At 58.3% G+C, this 18,623-nt stretch carries 17 protein-coding genes and 2 tRNA genes; 3 read left to right on the plus strand and 16 right to left on the minus strand.

Annotation, left to right across the window (positions count from 1 at the left end; all coding sequences use genetic code 11):
- Positions 1-29: 29 nt before the first annotated feature.
- The 11 genes from BQ7486_RS08230 to hemA form a co-directional block, all read right to left on the minus strand.
- A complete protein-coding gene (locus BQ7486_RS08230) occupies positions 30-317 on the minus strand; it encodes a chaperone NapD (RefSeq protein ID WP_074009680.1) in 288 nt (95 codons plus the stop codon).
- 262 nt (positions 318-579) lie between these two features.
- Positions 580-1,926, minus strand: coding sequence for an anaerobic C4-dicarboxylate transporter (locus BQ7486_RS08235; protein ID WP_074009681.1), 1,347 nt, complete (start codon positions 1,924-1,926; stop codon positions 580-582).
- Between the two features lie 324 nt (positions 1,927-2,250).
- Positions 2,251-2,658, minus strand: coding sequence for a rhodanese-like domain-containing protein (locus tag BQ7486_RS08240; RefSeq protein WP_074009682.1), 408 nt, complete (start codon positions 2,656-2,658; stop codon positions 2,251-2,253).
- Between the two features lie 267 nt (positions 2,659-2,925).
- Positions 2,926-3,001 (minus strand) — tRNA-Thr (locus BQ7486_RS08245).
- A 25-nt stretch (positions 3,002-3,026) separates the two neighbouring features.
- Positions 3,027-3,446: a stringent starvation protein B gene (locus BQ7486_RS08250; RefSeq protein ID WP_022372915.1), complete on the minus strand. Its 420-nt coding sequence runs from the start codon at positions 3,444-3,446 to the stop codon at positions 3,027-3,029.
- 29 nt (positions 3,447-3,475) lie between these two features.
- Positions 3,476-4,081, minus strand: a complete 606-nt coding sequence (locus BQ7486_RS08255) for a glutathione S-transferase N-terminal domain-containing protein (protein WP_022372914.1) — start codon at positions 4,079-4,081, stop codon at positions 3,476-3,478.
- A gap of 164 nt (positions 4,082-4,245) precedes the next feature.
- Positions 4,246-4,989 carry a Nif3-like dinuclear metal center hexameric protein gene (locus tag BQ7486_RS08260; protein ID WP_074009683.1) on the minus strand — a complete coding sequence of 248 codons (744 nt, stop codon included), beginning with the start codon at positions 4,987-4,989 and terminating at the stop codon, positions 4,246-4,248.
- Positions 4,990-5,024: 35 nt separating this feature from the next.
- On the minus strand, positions 5,025-5,669 hold the full coding sequence (locus tag BQ7486_RS08265) for a nitroreductase family protein (RefSeq protein ID WP_074009684.1): 645 nt from the start codon (positions 5,667-5,669) through the stop codon (positions 5,025-5,027).
- Positions 5,670-5,754: 85 nt separating this feature from the next.
- A complete protein-coding gene (gene prmC / locus BQ7486_RS08270; RefSeq protein WP_235836774.1) occupies positions 5,755-6,600 on the minus strand; it encodes a peptide chain release factor N(5)-glutamine methyltransferase in 846 nt (281 codons plus the stop codon).
- Positions 6,590-7,672, minus strand: a complete 1,083-nt coding sequence (gene prfA / locus BQ7486_RS08275) for a peptide chain release factor 1 (protein ID WP_074010099.1) — start codon at positions 7,670-7,672, stop codon at positions 6,590-6,592. The genes prmC and prfA overlap by 11 nt, the downstream gene beginning before the upstream one ends.
- 84 nt (positions 7,673-7,756) lie before the next feature.
- Positions 7,757-9,046 carry a glutamyl-tRNA reductase gene (gene hemA, locus BQ7486_RS08280; protein WP_074009685.1) on the minus strand — a complete coding sequence of 430 codons (1,290 nt, stop codon included), beginning with the start codon at positions 9,044-9,046 and terminating at the stop codon, positions 7,757-7,759.
- A gap of 266 nt (positions 9,047-9,312) precedes the next feature.
- Here hemA and BQ7486_RS08285 point away from each other — a divergent pair.
- The 3 genes from BQ7486_RS08285 (at position 9,313) to BQ7486_RS08295 (ending at position 11,906) form a co-directional block, all read left to right on the plus strand.
- Positions 9,313-9,388, plus strand: a tRNA-Phe gene (locus tag BQ7486_RS08285).
- Between the two features lie 100 nt (positions 9,389-9,488).
- Positions 9,489-10,664 (plus strand): MFS transporter, encoded by a 1,176-nt coding sequence (locus BQ7486_RS08290; RefSeq protein WP_162272255.1) that lies wholly within the window; start codon positions 9,489-9,491, stop codon positions 10,662-10,664.
- 99 nt (positions 10,665-10,763) lie between these two features.
- Positions 10,764-11,906, plus strand: coding sequence for a 5-methyltetrahydropteroyltriglutamate--homocysteine S-methyltransferase (locus BQ7486_RS08295; protein ID WP_235836775.1), 1,143 nt, complete (start codon positions 10,764-10,766; stop codon positions 11,904-11,906).
- 77 nt (positions 11,907-11,983) lie between these two features.
- On the opposite strand, the gene BQ7486_RS08300 is transcribed toward BQ7486_RS08295, so the two are convergent.
- The 5 genes from BQ7486_RS08300 to BQ7486_RS08320 are packed head-to-tail and all read right to left on the minus strand — an operon-like array spanning position 11,984 to position 18,585.
- Positions 11,984-12,982, minus strand: a complete 999-nt coding sequence (locus BQ7486_RS08300; protein WP_074009687.1) for an asparaginase — start codon at positions 12,980-12,982, stop codon at positions 11,984-11,986.
- Positions 12,983-13,019: 37 nt separating this feature from the next.
- Entirely contained in the window at positions 13,020-13,850 is an 831-nt protein-coding gene (gene rsmA / locus BQ7486_RS08305) for a 16S rRNA (adenine(1518)-N(6)/adenine(1519)-N(6))-dimethyltransferase RsmA (RefSeq protein ID WP_074009688.1), read from the minus strand.
- Between the two features lie 22 nt (positions 13,851-13,872).
- Complete coding sequence (pdxA, locus tag BQ7486_RS08310; RefSeq protein WP_074009689.1) at positions 13,873-14,841, minus strand: 4-hydroxythreonine-4-phosphate dehydrogenase PdxA; 969 nt, start codon at positions 14,839-14,841, stop codon at positions 13,873-13,875.
- A gap of 20 nt (positions 14,842-14,861) precedes the next feature.
- Positions 14,862-16,244 carry a peptidylprolyl isomerase gene (locus BQ7486_RS08315; protein ID WP_074009690.1) on the minus strand — a complete coding sequence of 461 codons (1,383 nt, stop codon included), beginning with the start codon at positions 16,242-16,244 and terminating at the stop codon, positions 14,862-14,864.
- Positions 16,228-18,585 (minus strand): LPS-assembly protein LptD, encoded by a 2,358-nt coding sequence (locus tag BQ7486_RS08320; protein WP_074009691.1) that lies wholly within the window; start codon positions 18,583-18,585, stop codon positions 16,228-16,230. Before BQ7486_RS08320 ends, BQ7486_RS08315 begins: the two co-directional genes overlap by 17 nt.
- Positions 18,586-18,623: the final 38 nt, after the last annotated feature.

An 18,623-nucleotide genomic window follows, 5' to 3' on the forward strand; every position in this document is an offset into this window, starting at 1 on the left:
GCCGCCTGTTGGGGCAGACGGCCCCAGCGTTAATCGAGTTCTTTGATGACCGCGGAGACGGGGAGCGCATCCTCGGCGCTCTCTTCATCGCTGCGGTGCACGATGAGACTCACGTCCGCAACACCCTCCATGGTGCGCAGACGCTGAAATTTGTCGGCTTCACCGTGCACACTGTCGTCTTCAATCACAACAACGATGCGGCCGGTGGCTGGGTCGGTCTGGTGTACTTCCGCTGTCTTTGAAGATTTGAGCGCGGCAAGTACGGCGTCCATGGCGCCCGGGGCGCATGTGACGACTAATCCGGAGTAGTAAGCCATTAGTAAGCCATAAGTATAGGGTCCATTCGCTAATCTTAACCGTATAGCGTTGTTACCTGCGTGAATAGTGAAAGTTTTTTGGCTGATATTTCGGGAAAATTTCGAATTTTGTGAGAGGTTGTTGTTTTTTCGTCAGACAACAAAAAACGGAGCCCGCAAGCTCCGTTTTTCGCCTCTTCCTGTTTCTGGCCGGGCGTCTGTTTTAAAGAGCCCGGCCGGCGCGGAAAGTAGCGTCCTCTACCTTATTTTTTATAGTTTTCTCTTAGATGTAGCCGTAGATCATGCCCAGGACATAGCCCACAGCCGTGGCGGACAGAACGCCGATCAGGCCCGGGGCGATGAACGAGTGGTTGATCACGAACTTACCGATGTGGGTCGTACCGGAGCGGTCGAACGTCAGAGCGGCAAGGTCAGACGGATACGTCGGGAGAATGTAGTAGCCGTAGCAGGCGGAAGCCATGGCCACAATGATTCCCGGAGGCGTGCCGATGGCGATGGCAACCGGGGTCACCGTAGCAATAGCGGCAGCCTGAGAGTTCACGAGCTTGGAGACCAACAGCAGCACAGCGCCGTAAGCCCACGGATAAGCACGGACCCATTCAGTCAAACCGGCCTTCAACTGCGGCAGGTGGTTGGAGAACATCGTATCGGACATCCAGGCCACGCCGTAAACCGAGACGATGGCGACCATACCGGCATTGAAGACGGAGGTCTTGCTGATCTTCTTGGCGTTGCAGAACATGACCATGAGGATACCGGCAAGAAGCATCATCATCTGAATGACAAGCGTCATCGACAGGCGCTTCTTACCGACCATCGGACGGAGTTCAGGCACAGAACCGAGAATAGCCACGACTGCCACGATGCCAAGGAAGATCCAGAGGCTCGCCCACTGCTTGCCGGTGAACTTGACACCGATCAGAGTGGTGGTTTCGCCGTAAACGTACTTCTTCTGTTCCGGATCAGCAATCAGAGCCTGGAACTTCTCATCCTTGTCCAGATCCTTGCCGCGGAACATCGAGAACGTACCCACGAGGAAAAGACCGACGATAGCCGACGGAATCACGACGGAGAAAAGCTGCACGAAGCCGAAGGGATGGCCGCCCACGGTCTGACCGTCGAGGAGAGCGATCAGCGAGACGGCAGCCACAGCGGCCGGCGAGCAGATCACGCCCATCTGAGCAGCAATCGTGGAAGCAGCCATCGGGCGTTCCGGACGAATGTTGTTCTTAATGGCAACGTCGTAAATAATCGGGAGCATCGTGTACACGACGTGGCCCGTACCGCAAAGAACGGTCAGGAACCAGCAGATGTACGGAGCGAGGTAGCACACGGCGCGCGGATGACGGCGCAGGGCTTTTTCTGCAATCTGCAGCAGGCAGTCAAGACCGCCCGCGGCCTGCAGGCAGGAGCTCGCGCACACCACGGCCATAATCGTGAGAATCACGTCGACCGGGGGCTTACCGGGTTTCAGACCGAAGCCGAAGATGAAGATCACCAGACCGATACCGCCCATCAGGCCGAGCGTCATACCGCCCTTCGGTGCTGCGTAGAACAAGCAGGCTAACAGAACAATCAGTTGTAGCCAGAAATCTAAGCCAATTTCCATTTTATTTCCTTTCCCCTAGGTAGTGAGGACAGTGTGCATTTTCGTCCATCTATGCCACGAAAGAGGTAAAACTTCCGAATTATTTGATCTGTGTCGAATTGTTAACTTTCTGTTTTAGGCAGAAGTGCGTAATTTTTCTTATGAGAAGGCTTGGCAGGGCGCTCTGACTGTGTCAGTTAGCCTCAATAAAGAGGTTTCGGATGTTACAAACGGGGACAGGAAAACCGGCACCTGAATGTGGTGGCGGAAGGTGTAGGAGGGCTTAAAAAGGCGGAAAATCAGTGATCGGAAATGCCTCCTAAGAGGTATTCCCGAGAGTAAGGATTACCGTGTGACTTCGTACGGCCAGTCAATGATGCCGCCGAAGTCGAGGATGTCCTTGTAGCCGTAGGAGGCAAGGTCGTCAGCGGCCTTAGCGCTTCTGACGCCACTTCTGCAGTAGACGAAGTACTTCTTGTCCTTAGCGGCAAATTCAGCCGGGATTTTGCCCGCTTCAATCGCGTCAAGCGGAAGGTTTTTGGCGCCCGGAATATGGCCGCGGTCGTATTCCTCGGGCGTTCTCACGTCAAGGATTACGTAGTCTTTGGCCTCGGTCATCATCTGACGGGCGGTCTGAGCGGAAATAGTCTGAGGATTTTGAGGCATATCGGCAATACGCTGCGCGGAAGCAGGAGGCGAAATGAGCACGGAGAGCGCCAGGGCGCCCGCGGTGCAGAGTGTTTTAAGGGACATACGACTGAACCAAAAATAAGATGCCCCGCTCAAGGCGGGGCGGGACAGGCGGGCTTTCGCCCAGCACTGTAGGGCTCTCTCTTGCCGAAGGAAGAGCTCCCAAAATTACGCTCGCACGAAGCAGGGCTGTCATGCCGTCAATGTTATGGGAGACAGGTCAAAAAGAGAACGGGGAAGAACCGGTGTTTACCCGAAGCTCGGAATCCGATAGCTTTGGATCCGGAAAACAAAAAAGCACGCCGCAGAGGACGTGCTTTTTGGAATTTGTGGTGCCCCAAGTCTGACTCGAACAGACGACCTATCGCTTACAAGGCGATTGCTCTACCAACTGAGCTATTAGGGCGGGAACAGGCGATTCTACCGAAAGTTCAGAGTTTGGTAAAGGTCGGAATGTCGTCGGTTTCGTCCTTGCGGAACTTGCCGGCGTTAAAGTCCTTGAGGCTTTCCACCGGGAAGTAACTTACGAGATCCGTGTTTTCTTTCGGATAGACCGCTGCGATGCGGTTCATCGGAATGCGGATGTTCTGCACCGACTCGCCGAAGCGCGCCTGAAAGGTCATCTCGTCACAGTCAATTCTCAGATTGTGGGTGGCCTCGGAGGAGACGCAGAAAACGATGGCGCCGTCGGAATTCACGAACTCCTTCGGGCAGACCGTATCGTCGTCGACGTGCACGAGCATGTACGGGGTGTAACCCTCGTCTTCGTACCACTGCAGCAGGGCCTGAATCAGATAGCTCTTAAATTCAGAGTACTGAAGCGGGCGGATCAAAAGATCTTTGAGGTCCACGGTGCAATCTCCTCACTGAGGGCAGCCGGTTAACGGCGCATCACCTTTTCCGACGGCGTCATCGAATCGATGAAGGCCGGGCGGGCAAAAATGCTTTCGGCGTATTTCAGAAGCGGTGCCGCAGCCTTGGGCATTTCAATGCCGTAGTAGCCGAGGCGCCACAGCAGCGGAGCAAGCGTCACATCAAGCATTGTGAAGTCGTCGCCCATCAGGAACTTGTTCTTGGCGAGAACCGGAGAGAGCTGAATGAGCTGCTCCTTGATCTGGTTGCGGGCAATGCTCTTGCGTTTTTCCGTTTCATCGCGGTTTTCGAGCACTCGCACGAAGCTGAAGAGCTCGCGTTCAAACGTGTAGATGAAAAGGCGGGCGCGGGCACGCATGATCGGATCGGCGGGCATCAGCTGCGGATGCGGGAAGCGCTCGTCGATGTATTCATTAATGATGTTGGCCTGATAAAGCGTCAGGTCTCTTTCAACGAGAATCGGCACCTCACCGTACGGATTCATCGCATCGATTTCGGGCGGTTTGTTGTAGAGATCGACATCCTGGACTTCAAAGTCGCAGCCCTTTTCATAGAGAACGAAACGGCAGCGGTGAGAGAAGGGGCAGGTCGAGCCGGAAAAAAGAACCATCATCGGTGAAATACCTCGGATCGTTGAAAACTGACCGGACAAAGATTATCGGGCCGGCATGCATTGGGCCGCCCGACAGATACGGCGAACTTTAAATTTTACCGAATTTGTAAAAATTCAGCTCAGAATTTGCGCTAAATTTATGATTTTACGGGAAAATCAGTCCGTCAGACGGGGTTTTCAACGTCAATGAACCTGACGTCAAGGCCGCTTTCCTGCGCCAAAATTTCACCCAGGGCGCGGATGCCGAAGCGCTCGGTGGCGTGGTGGCCGCAGGCAAAGTAGGTGATGCCTGCTTCCCGTGCGATGTGCGTGGTGCGCTCAGAGATTTCGCCTGAGATAAAGCAGTCGCAGCCCGCGTCGGCGGCCGCTTCAATCATGTCCTGTGCGGCCCCCGTGCACCAGGCAACGCGCCGGATGGTCTTATCCTGCGGTCCCACCACAAGCGGCGTGCGGGCAAGTTCCGCCGTGATTTTGACGGTAAGTTCAGGGACCGTGATGTCAGGGGTGGTGCCGAGCCGCCCGAGGTTGTCTTCCCCGAAGGAGCCCGTGCATTCAAATCCGAGGGCTTTGCCGATTAAGGCGTTGTTGCCGAAATCGGGCTGATCGTCCAGGGGCAGATGGTAGGCAACCAGATTGATGCCGCTTTCAATGAGGCGGCGCACGCGGGCGCCTTTGACGCCCACTATGCGGGGATCTTCCCGTTTCCAGAACCACCCGTGGTGCACGAGGATAGCCTGAGCGTTAAGTTCTGCCGCCCGGTCAATGAGTTCCAGGCAGGCGGTAACCCCGGTCACAACGCGTGTTACTTCCTCACTTCCCATGACCTGCAGGCCGTTGGGGGCGTAGTCATGGTAATTTTCAGGGTGTAAAAGCGCGTCGCACTGTCTGACGAGGTCACGGATATGCATGGCGGAACTCTCACAAAACGGTCAAAAGATCGAGGTTAGAGGCGAGTGACGATGCGGTCAAGCGCAAGACGGGACTTCGGACGCTGGGCGTTACCGTCGTTGGGCGAGCGGTAGCCGAGTGTTACAACGGCAACGGAGCGCATGCCTTTTTCCCTGAGACCCAAAATTTCATCGAGCCTGGCAGTATCGAGCCCCTCAATGGGCGTGGAGTCAATGCCTTTTTCAGTAGCCGCAGCAAGCAGAAAACCCATCGCGATATAAGACTGGCGCGCGGTCCAGGCGTAGCTGCCGCCCGGGGCCTTGGCAAAAACCCCGGCAAAGTAGCGGCGGCCCTGATCCTGAACGGCCTTTGCCCCCGCGTTCGGGAATCGCCCGTCGGCTTCTTCCTTGGCAAGGACTTCCTCAAAGTCGGCATCGGTGATGGGGTCCTTTACCGCAAAGACGATCGTGTGGCTCGATTCGGTGACACGCGGACGATTGAAGTCAAGAATCGCGGGCAGAATCTTTTCCTTGGCGGCGGCATTGTCCGCGACAAAGTAGCGCGTGGCCTGGGCGTTTACCGACGTGGGTGCAAGGCGCAGGACTTCGAGCAGGTCGGCAAAGTCGGCGTCAGAAACGCGCTTTGCGGGGTCGTAGTGCTTGGTGGTGTAACGGGTGCGTGCAACATCCAATAAAGACATGGTTTTCTCCCAATAAGAAATCATTTTGTCCGGAGAGTGTAGCGGGACGGTGATGACAATGCCGTCATCTTTGTTGCAGGCGGTATCAGCAGGAAAAGAGACCTTTCGTCACACGGTCGTTGCCGCCCAAATCCCTGACGGTAACAACAGCCGTGTAGCCGAGCGAAGCGAGGAGCTTTCGTGCGGCTTTTCCCTGATCGAACCCGTGCTCAAAAGCTAAAAGACCGCCGTCGGTGAGGTGGCGGCGTGCCTGATCCGCGATGACGCGGATGTCGTCCAATCCCTCGGGGCCTGAGGTTAAGGCGCCCGTCGGCTCAAAAGACAGGGCCGGCAGGTGGCTGTCGCCATCGGCAATGTACGGGGGATTTGAGGTGATGATGTCAAAGCGGGCTTCAGGCGCCACGGCGTCAAACCAGGAGCCTTCACGAAACGCAATACGCGCGCCAAGCCTTTGGGCGTTGCTGCGGGCCACAGTGAGGGCTTGGCTGCTGACGTCCGTTGCGGTGACGGTTAAAAGGGGATTTTCCAGTGCGAGCGTCACCGCAATGCAGCCGCTGCCGGTGCCGAGTTCCAAAACGTTTTTGGCCCGGCCTTGGGCGGCATTTAAAACCGTTTCCACAAGCGTCTCGGTATCGGGCCTCGGAATCAGTACGGCGGGTGTTACCGTAAAGTCGCGTCCCCAGAAGGCCTGACGGCCCAGAATGTAGGGAATGGGTTTGCCGCGCGCAGCGTCGTCAAGCGCCGCCCTGTAACGTTCGCAGGCTTGCGCTTCGACCGTGTCGGCATTGTGCGCAATCAGGTATTCCACCGGCTTATGAAGGACGTGCGCCAATAAAAGCCGTGCCTCAGAGCGGGAGACTTTCCCGGCGGCGGCTCTTAAAAGTGCGTCAATCGTGCCCGGCATCTTGTCAACCGCGGATTTAGTGTTCACCGAGCTGCGCAAGCTGCTCGGCCTGGTGTTCGGCGGTCAAAGCCGTAATGATTTCCTCAAGGTCACCGTCCATGATCGCATCGAGCTTATAAAGCGTGAGGTTGATGCGGTGGTCGGTCACGCGCCCCTGGGGATAGTTGTAGGTGCGGATGCGTTCGCTACGGTCGCCGGACCCCACAAGACTCTTGCGGGTACTGGCCTGCTCAGCCTGCTGTTTGGCAACTTCCGCGGCGTACAGGCGCGACGCGAGCACGGCCATGGCGCGGTCTTTGTTCTGGCGCTGGCTGCGTTCGTCCTGGCATTCCACGACCATGCCGGTGGGAAGGTGCGTGATACGCACGGCCGAGTCCGTTTTCTGCACGTGCTGGCCGCCCGCGCCCGAGGCGCGGTAGACGTCAATTCGAAGGTCGGCGGGATTGATTTCCACCTGCTGGACTTCGTCGAGCTCTGGGAGCACCGCAACCGTGCAGGCCGAGGTGTGAATGCGGCCCTGGGCTTCGGTGGCGGGCACGCGCTGCACGCGGTGGCCGCCGGACTCAAACTTAAGGCGGGAATAGGCGCCTTCGCCGATCACGCGGCAGATCACTTCCTTGTAGCCGCCCAAATCGCTTTCGTTTTTACTGACAATCTCAACCTGCCAGCCCTGACGTTCGGCGTAGCGCAGGTACATGCGCAGAAGGTCCCCGGCAAAAAGCGCGGATTCGTCACCACCGGTGCCCGCACGGATTTCCAGAAAGATGTTGCGGCTGTCGTTGGGGTCCTTGGGTAAGAGCAGCACTTCGAGGTCTTTTTCGAGGGCCTCGAGTTTTGCCTTGCTGGCCTTGATTTCTTCCTGCGCGGCATCGGAAAAAGACGGATCTTCGTTTGCCATTTCCTGCGCCGCCTCAATGTCGCCTTCGGTCTGCTCATAGGCGTGCATCTTGACCGTCACCGGTTCGATTTCGGCGCGTTCCTGCGAGAGCGCACGGAAGCGGTTCATGTCATCGGCGACGTCGGGCGCAGCCAACATGGCGTCAATTTCTTCAAGGCGCCGGCACAGGCCGACGAGCTTGCTGCGCATGCTGTCTTTCATCATAGCCAAAAAATCCGATAAATCAGGGTGGAAAAAAGTGCAGCCCGCATTTTAAGTGGGCTGATCGGCAAAAGGCGGCAGCGGCTAAACCGTGCGCGGCCGGTAGAAGCGCCCGACGATGTTGGTGATGTGCTCACGCTCAACGTCCGTGAGCCCTTCGGCGTTACGGATCAGAACCGTCGGATCGTGTATGAGCTTATGAGTGAGCGAGAGGGAAAGGTCGTCCAAAACCTTCGCGGTGTCTTTGCCGGCCGCAATTTCCTTAAGCGCCCGGTCAAGCTCCTGACGGCGGATAAAGTTCGCGCGTTCACGGATGCGGCTGATGGAAGGAACCACCGCGCGCATCGCAAGCCACCGGTTAAATTCTTCAACGGCCTTATTGATGTAGCTTTCGGCCTGAATAACGGCGGCCTGACGGCTTTCTTTGCCGGACTGCACCACGGCGCCCAATTCGTCCATCGTGTAGACGTAGACGTCGTCAAGGCGTGCGACCTCGGGTTCCACGTCGCGCGGTACCGCCAGATCAATGATGCAGATCGGACGGTGATTGCGTTTTTTCACGGCGCGCTCGATCATGCCGAGCCCGATGATGGGAAGCGCCGAGGCCGTGCACGACACAATGATGTCGTAGTCGGCGATCACCTCCGGCAGATCCTGCAGGCGCATGGCGGTGCCGTTATGGCGGGCGGCAAGCGCCTGGCCGCGCTCGATCGAGCGGTTGGCAACGGTGATCGCGGCGGGCTTTTGTGCGCCGAAGTGAGCGGCGCAGAGTTCAATCATTTCGCCTGCGCCCACGTAAAGGATGCGCTCCTTTTCAAGCGATCCGAAAAGGCGCATGGAAAGCCGGACGGCCGCTGCGGCAAGGCTCACCGAATTGGAGCCGATGGCGGTGTGCGAACGGACGTTTTTGGCGGTTGTGAATGCTTCCTGAAAGAGGTGATTGAGCATGAGCCCGAGGGTTTTGTTTTCCCGGGCGGCTGCAACGGCCTTTTTAAACTGTCCCACGATCTGGGTTTCACCGAGCACCATGGAGTCAATGCCGCAGACCACGCGGAAAATGTGGCGGGCGGCATCGCACTGCGTGTAGCGGTAAAGGTGCGGCTCAAGCTGCGCAAGCGACACCGCTTTGGTTTCGGCAATAAAGTGCGTGAGCGACTGAGCGGCCTTTTCTGCGTCTTCTGCAGCGCAGTAGATTTCGGTGCGGTTGCAGGTCGAAAGAATCATCGCTTCGGACAGAGCGCCCTCACCGCTGCCGGCGAGCCTGTCGCGCAGCGCATGAAGGCTGGGCCCGATTTCATCGGGGCCGAACGCAACGCGTTCACGCACCGAAAGCGGTGCTGTGGTGTGATTCAGGCCAAGACAAAGCAGCTGCATGAGTGTTCATCCGTGTTTTGTCTCCGCCGGCTGGGGTTCCGGCAGGCAAAACTTTATCGTTTTTTCCATGGAGCAGGGATTATACGAGCGGAAACATTTGGAAAAACTTAAGAAATGCTCTGCGGATGTTAAGTTTTCGGATGCCATACGCAAAAGCCGAATCCCGAAGGCTCTCGGTCCCTGTTCAAGAGAGCGGAGGCAAAAATGTTTTCTGCGGCACTTGCAAAACAGTTTAAGTCTCTGTATAGTTCCGAACTTCCTGAGGCGGCTAGGTAGCTCAGTCGGTAGAGCAGCGGACTGAAAATCCGCGTGTCGGCGGTTCGATTCCGTCCCTAGCCACCACGGATCTCTTTTTGAGACGTTGATGAGGCCTGCTGAAAAGCGGGCTTTTTTGTTATTCGGCTTCGGTAAGTTCCCGCCACCCTCTTTTGGCCCAGCCTTTATGACCGACTCTCGCCGCTCCACAACAACATCAGCGCTCGCTCTATGCACGCTCTTTCTGATGGCCTTTGCAATGCGGGGGCCCGTAACCTCCGTGGGGCCTGCGGCTGACGTTGTTTTGCGGGACTTCGGGCTTTCCTATCAGGCTTTCGGTGTCTTAAACGCCCTGCCGGTTCTCGCGTTCGGCCTTTTTTCGTTTCCTGCCGTGACGCTTTCTGAGCGCATCGGCATGCATAAGACGATTGCGGCGGCATTGGGGCTGCTGCTTCTCGGCACGCTTTGCCGCGTAACCGAAAGCATGGCGCTTTTATTTGCGGGCACAGTGTTTGTGGGAGCCGGGATTGCCTTTTTAAACGTGCTTGTGCCGGTACTTTTAAAGGCGCAGGCGCCGGACAAGGCGGCGCGCGCGATGGGGCTTTACACCGTTGTGGTGGGGCTTTCAGGCACGATCGGCACGTGGACCTCGGCCCCTTTGGCGCACCTTGCGGATTCACACATTGCCGTGATGGCTGTGTGGCTGGCGTTCATTGTTCCGGCGCTTTGCCTGTGGCCGCGCGTCAAGACCGATGACGCCGCGAAAGCCGCGGCTGCCGACAAGGGCGGAATGGTAAGGCTCATTAAAACGGGCGCCGCCTGGGCCGTGATTCTCACGATGGGCATGCAGTCGCTTACCGTCTACACAACCTGCGCGTGGCTGCCGACGGCGCTCACCGAACGCGGTTTTACGACGTCGGCGGCGGGACTGGCGGTCGCCTTCTTTTTGTTCTGCAGTCTTCCGGGGAGCCTCTGGCTTGATGCGATTATCCGCAGGCTCGGGTCTTTAAAACGCACGGCGGTTTTAATGACCGTGATGTTTTTGGCCGGGATCGCCTGCTGGCAGGCTGGAGGCTGGTGGGTGTGGCCGGGCTGCTTTCTGGCCGGCATCCCCCAGGGCGGGATGTTTACTTTTGCGCTTATCGTGATGGCGATGAAAAGCCACGGCCCTGTGCAGATGGCGCAGATTTCTGCGGTGTCTCAGGGGGTGGGGTACCTCGCTGCCGGGCTCGGACCCTGGATTTTCAGTGTTCTTTACACGTATTCGGGCTTTTTTGCGGCCTCACTTTCGCTTGTTGCCGCGGTCCTTGTCTGGGGCATAGCGGCTCTGAGCGCTTCGGGACCGGCCCGCGTTTTCCGTTAAGCCTTTGCAGTATTACCGATGCGGCTTTGCGGGCGTGATGGCACAATCTCAGCCATCTTGTCCGGCCTTTTTCGTGCCGGACGCCCGATACACACAAAAATGGGAACCCGTAACATGAGCCGCATTAATCCTCCGTACCGTGCCGACGTGGTCGGCAGCTTCCTGCGAACCAACGCCGTCAAAAGAGCCCGCGCTGATTTTGCGGCCGGCGTCATTACCCGTGATGAACTCACGGCCGTGGAAGACCGTGAAATCGCCGATCTTGTGAGAAAAGAAAAGCAAAACGGTCTTGTGGCCGTCACCGACGGCGAGTTCCGACGCTCCTTCTGGCACCTTGACTTCATTGCGGCTTTGTCCGGCATCAAGCACATCAAGGCCGAAGCCTGGTCCGTGCATTTTGAAGGAAAGCAGCCGAAGGCCGAGACCGTGGTGATCGACGGCCGCATCGGTTTTCCGGAAAAACATCCGTTTCTCGATGCCTTTGACCGCCTGAAGAAAATCGCCGGCACAACGCCCGTGAAGTACACGATTCCGTCGCCCTCGATGCTGCACCTGATCTGCTGCGTGCGCGCGACCGACTATCAGCCGATCGATATCTACCGGGACAACGAAGAGCGCCTGTTTGACGACATTGCGCAGGCCTGGACCGACGCGATGCTCGCTCTCTACGAGCGCGGTTGCCGGTATCTGCAGTTTGACGACACGAGCTGGGGGGAATTTTGCTCGGCTGAAAAGCGTAAGGTCTATGCCGACCGCGGCATCGACGTGGACCGCATCGGGCGCCTGTACGTGGCCTGCATCAATAAGATTCTCGACAAAAAGCCCGCGGATCTCACCGTCACGATGCACATCTGCCGCGGCAACTTCCGCTCGACCTGGTTCTCTTCCGGGGGCTACGAACCGGTGGCCGACATTCTCTTCTCGCACTGCCGTGTGGACGGCTTTTTCCTTGAATACGACACGGACCGCGCGGGGAGCTTTGAGCCGCTGCGCTTCATCAAGGACCAGACGGTGGTTCTGGGGCTTATCACCTCGAAGTTCCCGGTGCTTGAGGATAAGGAAGCCGTGAAGGCCCGCATTAAGGAAGCCACGAAGTACGTGCCCTTAAATCAGCTGGCGTTGTCGCCCCAGTGCGGCTTTTCTTCCACGGAAGAAGGCAACATCCTCACCGAGGAAGCCCAGTGGGCCAAGGTCCGCCTGGTGGTGGAAATCGCCAAAGAAGTTTGGCCTGATACGCTTTAAAGCAAAAGGCAGCCGCAATGGCCACCTGCAAGCTGCAGAGCCGGGTTTGCGCCCGGCTTTTTTGTGCGGTTTTTCGCTCAGTACTCACTGAAAAGCTCCGCCGCAACTTTGGCGTCGCGGCTCTCAAGGAGAATGAGCTGCAGCAGAATGCGCGCCTTTTGGGCTGAGAGCGTTCCCGCCGGAATAAATCCGGCCTTCTGCCACTTGGCAAGGCCTTCGGTGGTCATGCCGTCGCCGGTGCGGCTTGCCCGCACAATGAGAACCCCTTTTTCCGCGGCATCAAAAAGCCAGGGTTCGGAGGCTTCATGCACCGAGCCGTTGCCGGTGCCGGCGTAAATAATGCCCTTGGCACCGGCTTCGACCGCGGCGCGGATTAAAACACCGTCGTCATCGGCGTGGCTTGTGAGGATATCCACGCGCGGCAGCGGTCCCGCAGGCACCGTAAAGTCGCTTCGCACGGTATGTTTTTTGACGGGCGTCTGCAGATATTCCACGTGGCTTCCGGCAATAAGGCCCAGGGCCCCAAAGTCGCCCCCGCCGAAGGCATCCGGATTGGTGGGGTGGCGTTTGGCGGCAAAGCGCGCGGAGTAGATGCGGTCGTTAAAGACGATTAAAACGCCTTTGCCGGCACTTTCCGGGGCTGCGGCCGCGCGCACGGCGTTATAGAGATTAAAGGGGCCGTCGGCACTCACGGCGGTGGCCGGGCGCATGGCGCCCGTAAAGACCACGGGCTTGGCGGTATGAAGCGTCAGATGCAGGAAAAACGCCGTCTCTTCCATCGTGTCCGTGCCGTGCGTGACGACAAAGCCGGCAACGTCGGGGTCAGAAGCGAGCGCCTCAATGCGTGAAGCCAGTTTGAGCCAGACGGCGGAGGTCATGGAACCCGAATCGATGTTGCTGATCTGTTCGGCTTCAATTCGGGCAATATCGGAAAGTGCCGGGACCGTTGCGAGGATATCGTCCACGCGGACTTTGTCGATACTGTAGCCCGTTACCTGTACGGCGGAGGCGCCGGAACTCACAATGGTGCCGCCGGTTGCAAGAACCACGATTTTGGGAAGTTGTCTGTCACTCACGGCACGCTCCTTTTGGGGTTTGAAGGAAAAAGTCGGGTCATTCGTCGGAGGCCTGAGCGCCCTGAATAACGGGTTTGCGCTTCAGTTCAGAAGCCTTGTTGGCAAGGTTCACAAAGTGAATGAGCGGAAGCTTTTCGGCGCGCTCCTGGGGGTCTACGCCGGCCGCGCGGATTTCCTCTTCCGTTAAAAGGACTGAGAGCGCATTTCTGAGCGTTTTTCGGCGCTGTCCGAAGGCGTTGGCAACGACCGAAGAGAGCATGTCAAAGTCCACCGGGAGCACTTCTTCGGCTCTTCGCGGAATCATGCGCACGACGGAACTCACGACTTTGGGCGCGGGCGTAAAGGCGCCGGGCGGCACGTCAAAGAGCTTATGCATTTTGTAGCGCCACTGCAGCATTACCGAGAGTCTGCCGTAGGTTTTGGTGCCGGGAGCCGCCGTCATGCGGTCCACCACTTCGCGCTGCAGCATAAAGTGCTGGTCAATGACGCAGGAAGCCGCCTTCATGAGGTGAAACAGCAGAGGCGAGGAGATGTTGTAGGGGAGGTTTCCGACAACGCGCATGCGCTTTTCGCCGGCTACGGCCGTCCAATCAAGCGTGAGCGCATCGGCCTCAATGAGCGTGAGTTCACTTTCGGCAAACTGGGTTTTAAGCCAGGCAGCAAGGTCGCGGTCGATTTCCACGGCGTTCACATGTCCGGCGCCGCCCACGAGTTCACGGGTGAGCGCTGCCTGCCCCGGGCCGATTTCCACGATGAATTCCCCGGGCTGCGCGTCAACAGCGCGCGCAATTCTTGAAATCCAGTATTCGTCGTGCAGAAAATTCTGCCCGAAACGTTTGCGGGCGCGGTGTCCTTCCAGCATCTGCATGGCGTGTAACCTTTAAAAAAAATCAAAACGAATAGTCGCCTGTGGCGTGGCGCACCATCTGACGCGCCAAATCGAGGGCCGCGGTCATGCTGCCGGTGTCGGCGATGTTTTTCCCGGCGATATCAAGGGCCGTTCCGTGATCGACTGAAGTGCGGATCCACGGCAGCCCCAGCGTCACGTTAATGCCGTGCCCGAAGCCTTCGCGTTTCAGTACAGGCAGCCCCTGATCATGGTACATACAGAGAATTGCGTCGTAGTGCCTTTCGTGCTCGCGTACGAAAATGGTGTCCGCGGGCCAGGGCCCGGTGACGGAAAAACCTTTTTGCTGCGCGCGGCCGATGGCCGGGGAGATGACGTCAATCTCTTCGCGGCCCATGTGCCCGGATTCGCCTGCGTGGGGGTTTAATCCCGTCACCGCAATTTTGGGGCCGGAAATCCCGAAGCGCTCTCTGAGGTCGCGCACGAGAATGCCGATCACGTCGTCTAAAAGTTCCCCGGTGATGGCGGCAGGAACTTTTGCGAGCGGCAGGTGCGTTGTCGCAAGCGCTACGCGCAGGGCGTCCGCCTTTTCGCTTGACGTGAGCATCATCACAACGCGCTTGACGCGGCTTCTGCCGGCAAAAAACTCGGTGTGCCCGGTAAATTCAAGACCGGAATCGGAAATGATGCTTTTTTGCACGGGGCCGGTGGTGACCGCGCTGAAGGTCCCCGCTAACGCGCCGTCGCAGGCGCATTTCAGTGTCTCCACAACGTAGGGGGCATTGCGCACATCAAGCCTGCCCGGGACCACGGGGGCGGCAAGCGGGATATTGTGAAAACGGACGTTGGCGGGAAATGCTGAGGGAAGGCCGGCTTTTTCGGCCGTTTCCCTCAGAAACCGTTCGTCGCCGATCAGGGTGACGGGAAAGTCGGCGGCAAAAGCCGCCTTTACCGACACTTCCGGCCCGATGCCGGCGGGCTCTCCGGTGGTAACCGCAACGGGTGAAACCATAGGTCAGCCCTCCTTACGGCTTAAAGGTTGTCGCGGCGGATGTCGACGTAAGCCTTGTCGTGCAGTTCGCGCTGCCAGGTGGCAACGGCTTCGGCGAGTTTCTTTTCGCGCAGGGCCTGACGGGCAGCCAGACGTGAGCGCGTTGCGTCAGCAACCTGCGTGCGGCGTTCCACCACCTGGATGAGGTGGTAGCCGAAGGGCGAGCGAACCGGATCGGAAATCTCACCGGGCTTGAGGTTTTTCATCGCCGCTTCAAATTCCGGGACGGTGTCGCCGGGCAGGAGCCACCCGAGGTCACCGCCGCGCGTGGCGGAAGCATCTGCGGAATTTAAGCGGGCAAAGGTGGCGAAGTCAGCTTCACCCTTTTGCACGCGCTGCTTGATGTCGTTTAAGCGGCGCACCACCTGAGCTTCGGGCATCAGGTCCGAAGCAAACATCAGGATGTGACGCACGTGGGTCTGCTCAACCGGAGCACCCGCCAGTTTTGCCTTCACGCCGTCGCGTTCGCCGACAAGCTTGATGATGTGAATGGAGCTGTCGCCTTCAATCAGTGTGCTGTAGCCGGTTTTTACATTATTTTTGATGGCCTGCCAGAAAACGGAGGGCAGACGGGTGGAGTCGCGCCAGCCGAGGTCCCCGCCTTCCATCGCATCGGACGCCTTGGAATAGGCGGCAGCAAGCTTTGCAAAGTCCTCACCCTTTTGCACGCGCTCAAGGATGTCTTCAGCAAGCGCCTTTACTTTGCGCCCTTCCTCGCTTTCAATGCCGTCGGCGGGCAGGGGCAGCAGGATATGCTCCACGCGGTATTCCATCGTGTCGCTGCCCGTAAAGCCCGCCTGTTCGGCGAGATACGCGTCCACTTCGCTTTCCGGAATGTTGATCTTGGAGTCAACTTCCCGCTCGCGCAGCCGCTGCTGCGTGATTTCATCGCGGATCTGGCTGCGGAAAGCAGACCAGGACACCCCTTCGTCGCGCAGGCGGCTTCTGAGTTCGTCCGTGGTGAGCTTGTTGTTGCGGGCGATCTGTTCAATCGAAGCCGTCACCATCTGCTCGTCCACACGCACGCCGATTTCGCGCGCTCTCTGCTGCATGGCCTTTTCCGTGATGAGGCGGTCCAAAACCTGCGCTCTGAGCTGCGGCATCGGCGGGAGCTCAATATTTTGGCGGCGCAGGTTGACGGCAACCTGACGCACGCGGTTTTGCAGTTCAAACTCGGTGATGACGTCGTTGTTGACCACCGCAACGATGCGGTCAAGCGGCCGGTAATTGGCGTCCGGATCGATCGTCACTTCCCCTGCGGTCACAGGTTCGGTCGTTTCGGTAATGGTCTGAGCCTGCAGGGCAAAGGTGCCCGTGAGGGCTGCGGCCACGGCCGCACGGATCAGTTTACTGGTAATAGTCATAGGTTCCGACGGTTGAAGGAATAGGACTCTGCGTCTGGTAGCCGCGGATGCCGCGCGTGAGCGCTGCAAGCGGGCTGCTGCCGATGGAGCCTAAACCAGTCAGTTCGAGCTGTAAGTAAAAATTCGTTTCACGGGAGTCGTTGCTCGAGGTGTAGCGCTGTGCCACCGCGCGCACCGTCCAGCAGTCGGCGCGGTGTTCAAAGCCCACAAGGCTTTCGATGAACTTGCCGTGATCAAAGGAGTAGTTCTGGCGCGCGAGAATATACCAGCGCTCCGATAAGGGCCACTGCATCGAGAAATCGACCTGGCGGATGTACTTGTCCTCGTCGTACCCGTCATGGTTGTACTGAATGCGGTTGTAGCGGCCTGCGAGAAGGTCGTTGTAGCTTGCGCGGTTGTAGCGGTAGTAAAGCCCCATCACCGACATGGGTTTGGGCTGCCAGCGCACGCCCGCGTTGGCGCGTTCAAGCTTACTTCTGTCGTAGGAGTACTGCGCGTAGGCACTTGCATTGATGTTGCGCGTAAGGCGCGCTCCAACGGTTGCGAGAAGGTCGCCCTTACTGTCGTCCATCCGGATGCGCGTGCCGTCAATTGCGGTGCGCTGATCGTTAAAGTAGTAGCGCTGCCCGAGGCCCGCCTTAAACCACTCGAGACCTGTTTCCGAATCAATAAAGCGCGTTGTGACGGCGGCGGAGACCTGATTGGTTTCGCCCACACGGTCCCAGCCCGCATATTCGTTGGCGTTAAAAAGCTGGGCAAAGCCGGCGTCAATCACGTCCGTGTCAAAAAGCGGAATCTCGCTTTGGTCGCGCTCGGGAATGTAGGCGTAAAAGAGCCGGGGCTCCAGGGTCTGCACCGTGTCGCGTCCGAAAAGCGACATGTTCTTTTCAAAAATAAGGCCCGAATCAACCGAAAACACCGGAACCGTGCGCGAGATGCTGGTTTCGCCGAACTCGCGGCTGTAGGGCGTGTCAAGCGAATACCAGGTGCCGATGAGTTCGGCCTGCGGCTTAATGAACCAGCCGGCTCCCTGCAGCGGATAGGCAATCTTCTGGCTTACCACAAGGCGGTCGCCGTCGGAGAAGTGCTCCACATCGTTGTTGTTGTACCAGCGGTTGCCCAAAACATGCTTAAAACGCGTGGCGTCAAGGGTTGTCGTGAGTTCAAACCCGGCGGCGTCAGAAAGGTAGGCGTTCCATGTGAGCTGCGGGACGCGCTCGTAGGGGCGGTCGTAGGCGAGAATCTCAAGGGCCTGATGCTGATTGACTCTGAGTGCGGCGTTCCACCAGCTCCCCGAATAGGTGAGCCAATAGTCCTGCGCGAGAAGATCTTCGGTTGCGGAGCGGATGCCGCCCGCGAAGTCATCGGGATAGTCCTTGTCGCTCACACGGTTGTAGTTCACGCCGTAGGTAAAGCCCTGCCAGGCGCCGCGCACGTCGGCGGTGATGCCCCAGCGCTTTTCATCGCGCTCACGATCCTGCGGCATGTATTCGCCCGCGAGGACTCCTTCGATAAAGCGCTGTTTAAACCGCACCTCAGAACCCAGCCCCACGCCGCGCTTACTCATCACCCGCGGCGTGAGCGTGAGGTCGTAATTGGGCGCGATATTAAAGTAGTAGGGCAGTGAGAGGTCAAGCCCGCGGGAGGAACTCATGCCGAGCGTGGGCGTCAAAAGTCCGCTTTTGCGCTCCTGCGTCATGGGAAAGGAAAACCAGGGGGTGCCCAGAACCGGAATGCCCCCCAGGTGGAGCACGGCGCCCGTGCCGGTACCCTGCTGGGCATATTCATCCAGACTCACCTCGTTCATAGTGATCCACCAGCTGTTGTCGCCCTTGGGACAGGTGGTAAGAAGCACGTCCGTGAGTTCGGTGATGTCGTCGGTCTTAAGCCGGATGCAGCTGGCTTCGGCTCTTAAGCGCCTCGGGGCATACTCGTACTCGGCGTTTTGGGCTTCCCCGGTTTCGTTGTCGAGCTGATAGGTGAGTTTCGGGGCTTTGACGCTCGAACCCTTGCGGGCAACGAGCGCGTTACCTTCGGCCGCGACTTCACCGGTAGCCTGCGTGTAGGTGATGCGGTCGGCTTTGACGACACTGCCGGCGTGGCGCACCTCGGCGTTGCCGGACAAAACGAGCTCGGTCTGAGGCGACCCTTCAATCACTTCGGCCGAGACAATGCTTGCGCCTTTTTGTAAAAGCGCGGCGTCGTCATTGAGACGGCTTTCAGACGCAAGCGCGAGTTTCTCGCCGGAGACGTCCTGTGCGTAAAGGCCGGGCGCGGCAAGAGCGCACGAAACGGCGGCAGCAAGCGTCAGAAGACGCGGATGCGAAGTATTCCGGGGCATGAGGCTTTATAGTGTTGGATTCCAAAACCGATCCTGTG

Source organism: Duodenibacillus massiliensis, assembly GCF_900128485.1.
GTDB lineage: Bacteria > Pseudomonadota > Gammaproteobacteria > Burkholderiales > Burkholderiaceae_F > Duodenibacillus > Duodenibacillus massiliensis.

Bases quoted from the DNA above. Each gene is read 5' to 3' on its own strand.
- prfA (WP_074010099.1), bottom strand. From the start codon at position 7,672: ATGAAAGACAGCATGCGCAGCAAGCTCGTCGGCCTGTGCCGGCGCCTT.
- BQ7486_RS08320 (WP_074009691.1), bottom strand. From the start codon at position 18,585: ATGCCCCGGAATACTTCGCATCCGCGTCTTCTGACGCTTGCTGCCGCC.
- BQ7486_RS08295 (WP_235836775.1), top strand. From the start codon at position 10,764: ATGGGAACCCGTAACATGAGCCGCATTAATCCTCCGTACCGTGCCGAC.
- BQ7486_RS08315 (WP_074009690.1), bottom strand. From the start codon at position 16,244: ATGACTATTACCAGTAAACTGATCCGTGCGGCCGTGGCCGCAGCCCTC.
- BQ7486_RS08265 (WP_074009684.1), bottom strand. From the start codon at position 5,669: ATGTCTTTATTGGATGTTGCACGCACCCGTTACACCACCAAGCACTAC.
- BQ7486_RS08255 (WP_022372914.1), bottom strand. From the start codon at position 4,081: ATGATGGTTCTTTTTTCCGGCTCGACCTGCCCCTTCTCTCACCGCTGC.
- pdxA (WP_074009689.1), bottom strand. From the start codon at position 14,841: ATGGTTTCACCCGTTGCGGTTACCACCGGAGAGCCCGCCGGCATCGGG.
- BQ7486_RS08230 (WP_074009680.1), bottom strand. From the start codon at position 317: ATGGCTTACTACTCCGGATTAGTCGTCACATGCGCCCCGGGCGCCATG.
- hemA (WP_074009685.1), bottom strand. From the start codon at position 9,046: ATGCAGCTGCTTTGTCTTGGCCTGAATCACACCACAGCACCGCTTTCG.
- BQ7486_RS08240 (WP_074009682.1), bottom strand. From the start codon at position 2,658: ATGTCCCTTAAAACACTCTGCACCGCGGGCGCCCTGGCGCTCTCCGTG.
- BQ7486_RS08260 (WP_074009683.1), bottom strand. From the start codon at position 4,989: ATGCATATCCGTGACCTCGTCAGACAGTGCGACGCGCTTTTACACCCT.
- BQ7486_RS08290 (WP_162272255.1), top strand. From the start codon at position 9,489: ATGACCGACTCTCGCCGCTCCACAACAACATCAGCGCTCGCTCTATGC.
- BQ7486_RS08235 (WP_074009681.1), bottom strand. From the start codon at position 1,926: ATGGAAATTGGCTTAGATTTCTGGCTACAACTGATTGTTCTGTTAGCC.
- rsmA (WP_074009688.1), bottom strand. From the start codon at position 13,850: ATGCAGATGCTGGAAGGACACCGCGCCCGCAAACGTTTCGGGCAGAAT.